This window comes from Pseudomonas jessenii (assembly GCF_002236115.1).
GTDB lineage: Bacteria > Pseudomonadota > Gammaproteobacteria > Pseudomonadales > Pseudomonadaceae > Aquipseudomonas > Aquipseudomonas jessenii.
In genome coordinates this window covers 215,298-227,951 of the sequence record NZ_NIWT01000008.1, presented here as the reverse complement: position 1 = coordinate 227,951, position 12,654 = coordinate 215,298, and the positions used below count along the sequence as shown (strand labels likewise).

Below are 12,654 nucleotides of genomic sequence, written 5' to 3'. Positions count from 1 at the left end.
ATTTGCGCCTGAACACATCGTCTGAATGAAAGGTGAATTATGAGCAACGTTGAAATCCTGCCCCAGGTTGCTGCATTCCTCGAACGTCGTCACGGTTGCTTCATTGACGGCCAGTGGGTGCTTGCCGAGGGCGACAGCATCGCCGTGGTCAATCCGGCCACCGGGCAAACCCTGTGTGAAACCCTGGATGCGCCGCTGGAACTCGTCGAGCGTGCGGTGCAGTCGTCCCACAAGGCGTTCAAGTCCGGCGTGTGGTCGAGCCTGCGCCCGGCGGACCGTGAACGCATCCTGCTGAACTTCACCCGCCTGGTCGAAGAACACGCCGAAGAACTGGCTCAGTTGGAAACCCTGAGCCAGGGCAAGTCGATCAACATGGCCCGCGCCCTGGACCTCAACGCCACGGTGGAGTTCATGCGCTACATGTCCGGCTGGGCGACCAAGATCGAAGGCCAGACCTTCGACGTGTCGATCCCGTTGCCACCCGGTGCGAAGTTCACCGCCTTCACCAAACGTGAGCCGGTGGGTGTGGTGGTCGGCATCGTGCCGTGGAACTTCCCGCTGCTGATCGCCGCCTGGAAGCTGATGCCAGCCCTGGCCACCGGTTGCACGGTGATCATCAAGCCGGCGATGGAAACCCCGCTGACCGCCATGCGCCTGGCTGAACTGGCGCTGGAAGCCGGCATCCCGGCCGGAGTATTCAACGTGGTCACCGGTGGTGGCGCTTCCGTTGGCGGCGTGCTGACCCAGCATCCTCTGGTGAGCAAAGTGTCGTTCACCGGTTCCACCGCCGTGGGCAAGAGTGTCGGCGTGGCGTGCATGGAGAACATGACGCGCTTTTCCCTGGAACTGGGCGGCAAGAACCCGATGATCGTGCTCGCCGATGCCGACATCGAAAAAGCCGTGCAAGGCGCGATCCTCGGCGGCTTGCTGAACAATGGCCAGGTCTGCGCAGCGGCCTCGCGCTTCTACGTGCACCGTTCGATCCACGACCAATTCGTCGAAGCCCTGGCTGCCGCCGTCTCGGCGATGCCGATTGGCGCCGGCATGAATTGCGACGCGGCAATCAACCCACTGGTTTCGCGCAAGCAACAACAAAGCGTGCTCAAGCACATCGAACTGGCCCGCCAGCAAGGTGCGCGGGTGGTGACTGGCGGCGAGTTGCTGGAGGGTGATGGATTCTTCGTGCAGCCAACCATTCTGGCGGACATCGACCACAGCATGGCCGTGGCCCGCGAAGAAGTGTTCGGCCCGGTACTGGGTGTGATGCCGTTCGACGACGAAGACGCCGTGATCGAACTGGCCAACGACAACCGCTACGGCCTGGCCGCCAGCCTGTGGACCAATGACCTGGGCAAAGCGATGAACCTGGTGCCTCGCATCGAGGCCGGTACGGTCTGGGTCAACGCCCACGTGCTGCTCGACCCGGCGATGCCGTTCGGTGGCGTCAAGCAATCGGGCATGGGCCGTGAGTTTGGCCGTGCGGTGATCGAGGCTTACACCGAGCTCAAGTCGGTGTGCATCGCACATTGATCAACCTGTAGGAGCGAGCTTGCTCGCGAAAAACGTCAAGATAATGCGGTCTGTCAGTTAGTTCGCGTTATCGTTGGCGACCATCGCGAGCAGGCTCGCCCCCACATCACGCTGCAGGCGGTTTCGCCAGTTCAATCCCGGCGGCCCCCAACCGCTTGAGAATTTCAAACAGCAGCTGGCTCTTGATCGCGCCGACCGTGCGTGGGCTGCCGACATAGCCGGTGATGGTCAATGTGATTCCTTCGGGTTTCAGCTGACTGAAGCGCAAAAACGGCGCTGGTTTATCCAGAATGGATTCATGCTCGGTGTAGGTGTCCATCAGCAGGTTTTGCACCAGCTCCGGATCGATATCCAACGGGAACATCAGCTCGAGTATCACCACGCCCTGGGCGCTGCCGCCGAGGGTGACGTTGCGCAGGTTCTGCGAAATCAGGTGGGAGTTGGGCACGATCATGATCGAGCGGTCGGCCAGTTGTATTTCCGTGGCCCGTACGTTGATCCGGCGGATGTCGCCTTCGACGCCGCTGATGCTGATCAGGTCGCCGACTTTCACCGGGCGCTCGGTCAGCAGGATCAGGCCGGAGATGAAGTTCTTCACGATCTCCTGAAGACCAAAGCCGATGCCCACCGACAAGGCACTGACAATCCAGGCCAGGTTGGTCCACTTGATCCCCAGCGACGCCAGCGTGAGCAGGACGACGGACACGTAGCCGATGTTGGCAAACAGTGTGCTCAGCGAGGCGCACATGCCCGGGTCCATCTCGGTTTTCGGCAGGAATTCGCGATCCAGCCAGCGGCGCAGGGTGCGAATCAGGTAGACACCGATCATCAGTGTCAGGAGGGCATGCATCAAATTGTCCGGGACGATGTTCAGCTTGCGCAGCCCTTCACCGCCGAGTACGGCCACCGTGCCGGTGAACAGTTGCCCGAGTGTCGTACCGATCCCGCCGACAAACAGCGCAATGAGGCCAATCAGTATCAGGATGGCGCGGCCGGCTCCGGATAACACGGTGCAGATCTGTTCCAGGCGCGGATTGCCGATGCCCAGCAGCTGTTTGATGGTCTTGCCGGTGGGTTGCCGGGGCGAAAAAACGTAGTCGCAGGTGTCCTGATAGACCTGTGTGAGCAGGTAGAAACCGGCGCAGATGATGAATATCCAGACCATTTCATAGGTGATGAACCGGGCCATCGTCACGTAGCCGATCAACAGGGCGAACAGGGACACCACCACGGCAGCGCCCGTGAACGTGTAAATCAGGCCGGCGAAGGTGGTGACGCCTTCGGGGGCTTCTCCGGCAACGATCAGGTCTCTGCGCGTCTTGCTGACGCGCAACAGCAGCGCACCGATCACCAGTGCCGCGACCAATGCCACGATGCCCCGACCGAACAACACCACTTCGGCGCTCATGCCGGTGACATTACTCATCTGCACCAGGGTTACCAGCACCAGCAGCAGGCTGGCCAGCAACCTCGGATAGGGCTCCATCGCCAGTGCCACCGGATCGGCAATATCGGGCAGGCGCCAGGAAGGATGTTTAGTGGACAACAGTGCGCGGCTCAATCCGGTGATCAGTACGCAGGTATAGGCCAGCTTTTCCAGATATTGCGCCAGGTCGGCCAGCAGGGGGGGGTAGGGCAGTTGCCGGGTCCCGGCAAAATGCAGCAGTTGCAGGGCGATGCCAGCGGTCAGCACCGTCGCCATCACCGACGCCAGCGCAAGGGAGCTGCGCCGCAGACGGCCTGCAGGCATTCGATGAAAGCACAGCCACGCCAGAACCCGGCCGGCGAGGTCTCGACCCACGGTCCATATGAGCAGGGCCAGGATCAACAAGATGGCCGTGATCCCGCGTTGTCCGGGTTGCCAGGCGGCCCGGTGCGTGGCCTCGAGTTGCTCGATGAGGACGCTGAAACGTTGGCGGTCCTCGATCGGAAGAGCGAACAATGGCGACCAGAATCTCGGGCTCAGGATACTGCTGGTCTGCTGAGTCACTTCCGCTTCCAGCAAGCTGCGCCGAATGCTGGCAATCTGGGTGATCAGCTCGGCGGCACTTATTTTAAGCGCGGCCAGGGTTTTGAGTTGGCTGTCGATCTTGTTTTTTTGCTCGCCGAGGGCGTCTCGTTGGGTAGTAATTGCAGATGTCACCTGTGCGTTCTCGTCAAGCGGCACGGGCCCCAGCACGTTCAGTTGCGCCTGCAATTGCGCCTGGCCAGGCAGCAGCGATGTGGACAGGCGTTCAATCTCCTGAATCAGTACTTGCACCTGGTCCTGTGAGCTTTCCAGCTGGGTGTAATTACTGGCCTGGGAAACCTGCTGCTTGAGGCTGTTGAGCTGGTTTTGCACCCCCAGCAATTCGCTGTCGGAGATGCTGATGATCGGGGCTGCGGGAGCGGGGGCAGGAGCGGGGGCGTCGGCCATATCCCCCGCCAACAGCCATCCCGGGCTTGCCACCAGAACCGCGAAGGCGACGTAAATCATTGACTTCAAGACATTGCGCATCGGCGAGCTCGACGGGTTGTTGGTCACTTAGCCAATGAGGTTAGGCCCTGGACATTGTTTTGTCGCAATGGAACCCGAGAACCTGTGGGAGCGAGCTTGCTCGCGATGGCGGTGTGTCAGACACCGAAAATGTCGACTGACACTCCGTCATCGCGAGCAAGCTCGCTCCCACAGGGGGCTCCTACAAGGGGGGGCGGCGCCTTTGGCGGGTGGTTTCAGCAAAACAAGTCAACCCATGAATCCATGGCCTAAGCTTGTTTGCAGGCCCCGGTCCATCGCACACCTCGATGGGCAAGCGGCACCGATAAAAACAATGCAATCAGGAGATCCCATGTCCGCCTTGATCCGTCGTTTCAGTCGCTGCATGGCCGCCGGTTTGACCGCTGCCGTGCTTGTCGCACCAGCCTTCGCGTTGGATACCGTGAAATTCATGGCCCCGGGTTCGGTGGGCGGTGGTTACGACCAGACCGCCCGGGTGCTGGGCAAGGCCATGGTCGAGGCCAATACGGCCAAGTCCGCGACCTTCGAGAACAAGGGCGGGGCGGGCGGGACCCTGGGGCTGGCGCAATTTGCCAACAGCACCAAGGGTGACCCGAACGCATTGCTGGTGGTCGGCGCGATCATGGTCGCGGGGATCGAACAGAACAAACCGCAGATCAGCCTGAAGGATGTGACGCCCATTGCCCGGCTGTTCACCGAGTACAACGTGATTGCCGTGCGCAAGGATTCGCCATACAAGACCCTCGATGACCTGATCAAGGACTTCAAGGAAAAGCCCACCGGCGTCACCTTTGGCGGTGGTTCCAAGGGGTCGATCGACCACATCGGCATCGCCGAGCTGGCTGGCAAACTGGATGTCCCGGTCAACAAGGTCAATTACATCGCCACCGGCGGCGGGGGTGAAATCGTGGCCCAGACCCTGGGCGGCCAGATCAAGGTGCTCACCGGGGGCTACGCCGAACTGGGTCAATACATCAAGAACGGCCAGATCCGGGTGCTGGCCATCGGTGCGCCCGAGCGTGTCCCGGGGATCGATGCGCCGACCCTCAAGGAAAGCGGCTACGACGTGATCATCGGCAATTGGCGCGGTGTCTACGGTGCTGCGAACCTCACAGCCGAGCAGCGTAAAGAAGTGACGGACGCGGTCGTGACCGCCAGCAAAAGCAAAGTCTGGCAGGACAACATTAAAACCAATGCCTGGACCGAGAGCGTGTTGACCGGTGATGACTTCGGCAAGTTCGTCGACGAAGAGCACGTGCGTCTGCGGGCGATGCTGGTCAAGGTCGGGCTGCTTTGAGATGGCCGGGTCACGCGCAATCGTACCGACGCAATTGGCGATCGGCCTTGGACTGATCACCCTTAGCGCCTTGCTGGCCGTGGGGGCCAACCGCTTTCCAGCCGAGATGGGCTTCGTGATTCTGCCGGCTTACGTCTACCCCTGGATCGTCGCCGGCTTTCTCGGCGTGGTGGGCCTGTTGCTCAGTTATCAGGCGCTCACCGGCGGTTTTCGCGAACTGGACAGCGGCAATGGTGCGATCCCTGGCGGTAAATCCGGAGCCGCCTGGGTTACTGGAGGGTTGGTGGGGGTGGCCCTGCTGATCAACTTGATCGGTTTCGTACTGGCCGCCGGGTTGCTGTTCGCCTGTTCGGCGCGGGGTTTTGGCAGCCGTCATCCCGTGCGGGACCTGGCCATCGGCATTGCGTTGACCTTGCCGATCTATTGGCTGTTCAACGCCGGGCTGGGGGTTTCCCTGCCGTCGCTGATCAACATTTGGCTTTGAAAGGAGATCGACACCGTGGACATTCTTTCAAGCCTGGCGATGGGGTTTTCCTCGGCGCTGACGCCGATCAATCTGATGTGGGGGTTCATCGGCTGCCTGCTCGGCACCGCCATCGGCGTATTGCCGGGGATCGGTCCGGCGCTGACGGTGGCCCTGCTGTTGCCGATCACTGCCAAGGTCGACCCCACCGGCGCCTTGATCATGTTCGCCGGTATCTATTACGGCGCGCAGTTCGGTGGCTCGACCACCTCGATCCTGCTCAACACACCCGGTGAATCGTCCTCCATGGTCACGGCCCTGGAAGGCAACCTGATGGCGCGCAACGGCCGGGCGGGACCTGCGCTGGCAACGGCGGCGATAGGCTCGTTCGTCGCCGGCACCATCGCCACCGTTTTGCTGACCCTGTTCGCACCCGTCGTGGCCAGGCTGGCCCTGAATTTTGGGCCGACCGAATATTTCGCGATCCTGGTGCTGTCGTTCACCACCGTGTCGGCAGTGCTCGGCGCTTCGATGCTGCGCGGGTTCGCTTCGCTCGGCGTCGGGCTGACCATCGGTTTGATCGGGCTGGACTCGACCTCGGGTATTGCCCGCTACACCCTCGGCGTGCCCGAACTGGTGGACGGCATCGAAGTGGTGCTGGTGGCGGTCGGGTTGTTCGCGGTGGGCGAGGCCTTGTACAGCTTGCTTTATCAAACGGAATCAAACGAAGGGCGGCATCGCCTGACCTCATTGTGGATGACCCGCGCGGACTGGAAACGCTCGGTGCCCGCGTGGCTTCGGGGCACGCTGATCGGTTTCCCGTTTGGTTCGATTCCGGCCGGTGGCGCCGAGATTCCAACCTTTTTGTCCTATTCCGCCGAGCGCAAGCTCAGCAAGTACCCCAAGGAGTTTTCCGCCAACAAGGGCGAGGGCGCCATCGAAGGCGTCGCCGGCCCGGAAGCGGCCAACAACGCCAGCGCGACCGGGTCTTTGGTGCCGTTGCTGACCCTGGGCATCCCGACGTCCGCTACCGCTGCGATCCTGCTGGCGGCGTTCCAGAACTACAACCTGCAACCAGGGCCGATGCTGTTCGAAACCTCCGCCGACCTGGTCTGGACATTGGTGGCGTCGCTGTACATCGGCAACGTTATCCTGCTGGTGTTGAACCTGCCGCTGGTGGGGCTGTGGGTCAAACTGCTGCAAATCCCCCGGCCATACCTGAATGCCGGCATCCTGGTATTCGCCACCATCGGCGTGTATGGCATGCGCCACTCATCCTTCGACCTGCTACTGATGTTGGCGATTGGCTGGGGCGGGGTGTTGATGCGGCGTTTCGACTTCCCCGTCGCCCCCGTGATCGTCGGCATGCTGCTGGGGCCGATGGCCGAGAAACAACTGCGTAACGCCTTGTCCATCAGCCAGGGCGACTGGACGGTGTTCGTCACGCAACCGATCTCGGCATTCTTCCTCGCCCTGACGCTGCTGGTGCTGATGGTGCCCTATGTGTTGCATAAACGCGGCATCAAGTTGCATGAGGATGATTGAGTCCTGCGATGCGCAATTCCTGTGGGAGCGAGCTTGCTCGCGATAGCGGTGTGTCAGACACCTGTGATACCGACTGGCACGCCCTCATCGCGAGCAAGCTCGCTCCCACAGATTCTGGGGCTTAGTTGACTGGCGGTGTTGTGGTTTGCGCGGCAAACCATTGCATGACCGGTGCGCAGGCTGGGTGCGATGCCGCCGAGGGTTGCAGGCACAACGAGTAGATCCCCCGTGTCTTCAACGGCTCCCCGAACGGAATCACCAGTTCGCCCCGTTGAATCGACTCACCCGCCAGGGTCATGTCGGTCATCGCCACGCCCAGGCCCCGGGCGGCGGCATCGAGTGCCAGTTCGTCGAGGTTGAAAGGGATGTGCCGGTAGTCATGCAGCGACATGCCACCATGGGCTGACAGCCAGACCTTCCAGTCATGTTGATCAGAGGAGCGGTGCAGCAACGCGAAACCCGACAGATCTTCTTGCGAAGCCAATGGCCGGTCGTTGGTGCCGAGCCCTGGCGCGCACACGGGCACCAATGCCTCTTCGAACAGGGTCAGGCAATCGGGCGCTGTGGACGGCTCAGGCAGATAGAGAATGTAGGCGTCACTGTCGCTGGCCGGCTCGACCACTTCGGTGGCCACGGTTTCGATTGCCAGGGATACGTCCGGGTGATGCCGGTAGAAATCGCTCAGTTTGGGCAGCAGCCAGCGCACCGCCAGTGACACGTGCATGCGAATGCGGAACGGGCGTTTTTGCGGCGCGAGCCGGTCTTCGAGGGTACGCAACTGTTCAAGGATGCTGCGGGCGCTGGCCAGTACCTGTTCGCCCTCGGCGGTCAGTTGAAGGCTGCGGCTGCTCCTGACAAACAGCGGCAGGCCAAAGTGGCTCTCCAGTTGCTGAATCTGTCGGCTCACCGCGCTCTGGGTCAGGCAGAGCTTTTGCGCCGCTTGGGTGAAGCTGCCTGACCCGGCAACCTCGACCAAAGCCTGCAAGCCCTGCAGCGAGGGCACGTGGCGAATCTTGTCCATGCGTTTTCAGAATACCTCGATGATTTAATAACGTTGGTTGCCTGCGTTTTGAGCCTTTAGATTCTAGTCATCGCCACCGTCCTCGAAAACAGCTTATGCAAATTCTGCATGCAGTGCTGTTTTGGATCGAGACGGTTCGCAGAACAAGAACCTGAGGTGACACATGGAAAATATCTGTGGCTGGATTGCGCAAGCGGGGAGTTCCCCCTTGCGCGAGCCGCTCAAAGGCGCGCAGCAAGCCGATTGGCTGGTGATCGGTGCTGGCATCACCGGCCTAAGTGCGGCGCACGCTCTGGCGCAAATGCACCCCCAGGCACGTATCGTGGTTGTTGACCGCCAGCGTGCCGCGCAAGGCGCTTCGGCGCGCAACTCCGGTTTTGTGGTGGCTCATGAGCATCCCGCTGCCGGGGAGCTACTGGGTAGCGACGGATTCGCCGGGTATCAAGCGGATACGGCAATCGGCCGCGCAGCCGCCGACGAAGTCCGCAAGCAGATCACCCGCCATGGCATCGAATGCGACTTCAGGGAATCGGGCTACTTCTTCGCCGTCAGCGACCCACGCAAGCTGACTCACGTCGAGGCCAAGCTGCAGACCCTGCGTGCCGTTGGCGCCAGCGCGCAATTTCTGCAAGGCGAGCCATTGATCGAAAAACTCGGCAGCCGGCACTACCGCGCCGCGATCTGGTGCGGCAACGGCAATGCGCTGCTGCAACCGGCGAAGTACGTTAGGGGCTTGCTCGATGCCCTGCCGCCGACAGTGACGGTCTACGAGAACACCGATATCGCAGGTCTTGAGCGCCTGGGTGACGGCCGGATTCGCGCCCGGGGCCAAAACGGCTGTGTCGAAGCCAAACAGGTTTTGGTCTGCCTGAACGCCTTTATCCCTCGCGCGGGCATCGATGACAGCGGCACCTTCGCAATGGAGCTCAGCGCCAGCCTTACGCGGCCGCTCAGCGATCAAGAGTTTCAAGCCCTTGGTGCGCCAGCGTCCTGGGGTGTGCTGTCGACCCGCCCGTTGGGCGCCACGGTGCGCCTGACCCCGGATCGCCGGGTGATGATCCGCAACACCGCGGAATACCGCTCGCGGGATCTTTCATTGAGCGAATTGTCGATCCGCCGCCAGCACCATGTGCTGGGGTTGCAACGACGTTTCCCGATGCTCGGCGAGCAGGACATCGAATACACCTGGACCGGTCATCTCAGCGCTTCGCGTTCCGGGCAGCCGTATTTCGGCAAAGTCGAGGAGGGCGTTTTCGCCGTGGCCGGGTGCAATGGTTCCGGCGTGGCACGGGGCACGCTGTGGGGCCGCTTGCTGGTGGAGTTGGCCTCGGGTCGTGATTCGCCGTTGCTGCAATCGGTCATTCAACGGGCACAACCCGGCTGGCTGCCGCCCAAGCCCTTGCTCGACATCGGTGCCATGCTGCGTATGCGCGTGGAGACGGTCCGGGCCAGAAGCGAAATCTGAAAACACCCATTTCACAACAAGAACAAAAGCACTTCCCATCGAAGGTGATTCAACATGCGCGTCAATACGCTTTCCCTTGTGGCCCTGATCTCGACCTTTTCCGCCGCGACTCATGCCGACGAAACCGTCAATATTTCCAACTGGAACGGCTACATCGCCGACGACACCCTGGTCAACTTCAACAAGGAAACCGGGATCAAGGCGACCTACGACATACACGACAGCAACGAAGTGCTGGAGTCGAAGCTGATGACCGGCAACACCGGGTATGACGTGGTCAGCCCGTCGAACCACTTCCTGTCGCGCCTGATCAAGGCCGGTGCCATCCAGAAACTCGACCGGAGCCAGTTGCCCAACTGGAAAAACCTCGATCCGGCGCTGATGAAAAAACTTGAGGTCAACGATCCGGGCAACCAGTACGGCTACCCCTACATGTGGGGCACGGCGGGCATCGGTTACAACGTCGAGAAGATCAAGGCGATCTTCGGCAATACCGACGTCACCCGGTCCTGGAGCCTGTTTTTCGACGAGAACAACATCAAGAAGCTCAGCGAATGTGGGGTGGCGATCATCGACAACCCGACGCAGATCCTGCCGATCACGCTTAACTATCTGGGCCTGCCGCCCCACAGCCATGAGCCTGCCGACTACAAGAAAGCCGAGCAGGCGCTGCTGAAGATCCGGCCTTACGTCCAGTATTTCCATGCGTCCAAGTACATCAGCGACCTGGCCAACGGTAACGTCTGCGCGGTGATCGGTTTCAACGGCGATATCGTGCAGGCCGCCGCCAGTGCCAGGGAGGCGAAAAACGGGATCGATATTGCCTACTCGATCCCGGACGAGGGTTCCACCTTGTGGCTGGACATGGTCGTCATGCCCAAGAACGCACCCCATGAGCGCAACGGCTACGGCTACATGAACTACCTGCTGGAGCCGAAGGTGATTGCCAACATCAGCAACAGCATCCATTACGCCAACCCCAACAGTGCGGCGGATGCCTTCGTTGACCCGGCGGTGAAGCAGGACCTGGCGATCTACCCGCCGAAAAACGTGATGGACAAGCTGTTCACCGTCGAGGACTTGCCCGCGGCCATCGCACGGTTGAGCACGAGGTTGTGGACCAAGCTGAAAACCAATACCTGATCGTCTTATGATCACGATCAATCTGAAGTGACGCTGAACCTGTGGGAGCGAGCTTGCTCGCGATAGCGGTATGTCAGACACCTATGATGTCGACTGGCACACCCTCATCGCGAGCAAGCTCACTCCCACAGGTTTCGGTTCGCTCCCACAGGTTTTTTCAGACTGGATTTACGCTAGATGGGCTCAGGCATCGATGGCCGGGAAGTCGAGGTCGGTCAGCACGGCGTTGTTCAGGTAGTTGGTCAATGTCTGCGAAGCTACATGGGCGATCACTTCGATGATCTTGCCGTCGTCGATACCGGCGGCACGCGCAGCGGCGATCTGTTCGACCGTCAGGTGGCCACGGCTTTCGGTGATCTGGCGGGCGAGGGTGGCTATGGCGTTTAGTTCACCGTGTCGTGCGCTGAGGATGTCCTGCTTCGACAGCCCGGCCTTGCTGGCGAACAGCGTGTGAGCGGCCAGGCAGTAGTCGCAGCCGTTGACCTGCGAAGTAGCCAGGGACACCGCTTCTTTTTCCGTGGCGCTTAAGGACGTCTTGCTCAGTGCGGCCGAGTTTTGCAGGTACGAGGCCAACACCGCCGGGGCGTGGGCCAATACTTTGAAGACGTTGGGCAAAAAGCCGATTTTCTTCTGCACGCCTTCCAGCAGCGGGCGGGTGGCGTCGGTGGCGTGTTCCAGGCTGATCGGGGCAATGCGGGTCATGGTGATACTCCGTGGTGTGAAGCGCGGAATGCGCTGGGTACGGAGCTGATGTTAGGGAGAACGCCTGGCTTGTTGGGTGCAAATCGTCGAGGATATGCGACAGATCGTCCAGAACTGCCTTCGGGAGCCTTGTCATGGATCGCTTGTCTACGTTGCTCACACACTTTGGCGTCAATGCCGGCACGTTCCATAGCGGCACGTTTTGCGGTACCACCGCCTTCGACGGCCAACAGGTCAGCGGTCATTTGCACCTGCTTCAGGCGGGTGAGTTGCTGCTCAGGTTGGGGGATCAGCCGGATCTGCAACTGACCGAACCGACCCTGATATTTTTCCCCCGGCCCTATCGGCATCGCCTGTTCGCTTCAGAAGCGTCCGGCACGCAACTGGTCTGCGCGACCCTGGATTTCGACGGCGGCGCGGGCAATGCCCTGGCGGCGGCACTGCCTGATTACCTGGTGCTCAAGCTCGATGAAATCCCGGCACTGGCCGGGACTCTGGAATGGCTGTTCAACGAGGCGTTTGACGGCACATGCGGGCGTGAAGCCGTAATGGACCGGTTGTTTGAATTGCTGGTGATTCTGTTGCTGCGGCACATTCTGAGTACGGGTGGCCAGCAACCGGGCATGATGGCCGGCCTCGCCGATGCGCGCCTGGCGCGGCCTCTGAGCCTGATGCATGAAACCCCGGCCAAGGCTTGGAGCGTGGCCGAACTTTCGGTCGCCGCCAACATGTCGCGGGCCAGTTTCGCCGAACATTTTCGCCGGGTGGTCGGGCAGACGCCGGTGGATTATCTGGTGAGCTGGCGCATCAGCCTGGCGCAAAAGCGCTTGCGCGAGGGCCGGCCGATTGCGTTGATTGCCGAGGAAGTCGGTTACGAAAGCCCCTCGGCACTGGCCCGGGCGTTTCGTCGCAAGACCGGGCTCAGCCCGCGGGAATGGAGGGGCAACTGATTCACCCGAAAAACCTGTGGGAGCGAGCTTGCTCGCGATTC

General features: G+C 61.2%; 10 protein-coding genes. 7 read left to right on the top strand and 3 right to left on the bottom strand.

What is annotated here, in order from left to right:
- Nucleotides 1–39: 39 nt before the first annotated feature.
- Nucleotides 40–1,530, top strand: coding sequence for an aldehyde dehydrogenase family protein (locus PSJE_RS26035; RefSeq protein ID WP_090454818.1), 1,491 nt, complete (start codon nt 40–42; stop codon nt 1,528–1,530).
- A gap of 106 nt (nt 1,531–1,636) precedes the next feature.
- Here PSJE_RS26035 and PSJE_RS26030 read toward each other — a convergent pair whose 3' ends face one another.
- A complete protein-coding gene (locus PSJE_RS26030) occupies nt 1,637–4,027 on the bottom strand; it encodes a DUF3772 domain-containing protein (RefSeq protein WP_090454819.1) in 2,391 nt (796 codons plus the stop codon).
- Between the two features lie 331 nt (nt 4,028–4,358).
- Here PSJE_RS26030 and PSJE_RS26025 point away from each other — a divergent pair, with 331 nt between their 5' ends.
- Genes PSJE_RS26025 through PSJE_RS26015 form a run of 3 tightly spaced genes read left to right on the top strand, consistent with a single transcriptional unit; the run spans nt 4,359 to nt 7,332 of the window.
- Entirely contained in the window at nt 4,359–5,324 is a 966-nt protein-coding gene (locus PSJE_RS26025; protein ID WP_057715393.1) for a Bug family tripartite tricarboxylate transporter substrate binding protein, read from the top strand.
- Nucleotide 5,325: 1 nt separating this feature from the next.
- Nucleotides 5,326–5,808, top strand: coding sequence for a tripartite tricarboxylate transporter TctB family protein (locus PSJE_RS26020; protein WP_090454820.1), 483 nt, complete (start codon nt 5,326–5,328; stop codon nt 5,806–5,808).
- Between the two features lie 15 nt (nt 5,809–5,823).
- A complete protein-coding gene (locus tag PSJE_RS26015; protein ID WP_090454821.1) occupies nt 5,824–7,332 on the top strand; it encodes a tripartite tricarboxylate transporter permease in 1,509 nt (502 codons plus the stop codon).
- Nucleotides 7,333–7,453: 121 nt separating this feature from the next.
- Here the strand turns inward: PSJE_RS26015 and PSJE_RS26010 are convergent, their stop codons facing one another.
- On the bottom strand, nt 7,454–8,353 hold the full coding sequence (locus PSJE_RS26010; protein ID WP_090454822.1) for a LysR substrate-binding domain-containing protein: 900 nt from the start codon (nt 8,351–8,353) through the stop codon (nt 7,454–7,456).
- A gap of 163 nt (nt 8,354–8,516) precedes the next feature.
- On the opposite strand from PSJE_RS26010, the gene PSJE_RS26005 reads away from it, so the two are divergent.
- On the top strand, nt 8,517–9,818 hold the full coding sequence (locus PSJE_RS26005; RefSeq protein WP_090454823.1) for an NAD(P)/FAD-dependent oxidoreductase: 1,302 nt from the start codon (nt 8,517–8,519) through the stop codon (nt 9,816–9,818).
- A gap of 54 nt (nt 9,819–9,872) precedes the next feature.
- Nucleotides 9,873–10,961, top strand: coding sequence for a polyamine ABC transporter substrate-binding protein (locus PSJE_RS26000; protein ID WP_090454824.1), 1,089 nt, complete (start codon nt 9,873–9,875; stop codon nt 10,959–10,961).
- 183 nt (nt 10,962–11,144) lie between these two features.
- Here PSJE_RS26000 and PSJE_RS25995 read toward each other — a convergent pair whose 3' ends face one another.
- Nucleotides 11,145–11,663, bottom strand: coding sequence for a carboxymuconolactone decarboxylase family protein (locus PSJE_RS25995; RefSeq protein ID WP_090454825.1), 519 nt, complete (start codon nt 11,661–11,663; stop codon nt 11,145–11,147).
- Between the two features lie 134 nt (nt 11,664–11,797).
- On the opposite strand from PSJE_RS25995, the gene PSJE_RS25990 reads away from it, so the two are divergent.
- On the top strand, nt 11,798–12,613 hold the full coding sequence (locus PSJE_RS25990) for an AraC family transcriptional regulator (protein ID WP_090454826.1): 816 nt from the start codon (nt 11,798–11,800) through the stop codon (nt 12,611–12,613).
- The last annotated feature ends 41 nt before the right edge of the window (nt 12,614–12,654 follow it).

Coding starts and splice junctions, on each gene's coding strand:
- PSJE_RS26020 (WP_090454820.1), top strand. CDS start 5,326: ATGGCCGGGTCACGCGCAATCGTACCGACGCAATTGGCGATCGGCCTT.
- PSJE_RS26000 (WP_090454824.1), top strand. CDS start 9,873: ATGCGCGTCAATACGCTTTCCCTTGTGGCCCTGATCTCGACCTTTTCC.
- PSJE_RS26010 (WP_090454822.1), bottom strand. CDS start 8,353: ATGGACAAGATTCGCCACGTGCCCTCGCTGCAGGGCTTGCAGGCTTTG.
- PSJE_RS26005 (WP_090454823.1), top strand. CDS start 8,517: ATGGAAAATATCTGTGGCTGGATTGCGCAAGCGGGGAGTTCCCCCTTG.
- PSJE_RS26035 (WP_090454818.1), top strand. CDS start 40: ATGAGCAACGTTGAAATCCTGCCCCAGGTTGCTGCATTCCTCGAACGT.
- PSJE_RS25990 (WP_090454826.1), top strand. CDS start 11,798: ATGGATCGCTTGTCTACGTTGCTCACACACTTTGGCGTCAATGCCGGC.
- PSJE_RS26030 (WP_090454819.1), bottom strand. CDS start 4,027: ATGCGCAATGTCTTGAAGTCAATGATTTACGTCGCCTTCGCGGTTCTG.
- PSJE_RS26025 (WP_057715393.1), top strand. CDS start 4,359: ATGTCCGCCTTGATCCGTCGTTTCAGTCGCTGCATGGCCGCCGGTTTG.
- PSJE_RS25995 (WP_090454825.1), bottom strand. CDS start 11,663: ATGACCCGCATTGCCCCGATCAGCCTGGAACACGCCACCGACGCCACC.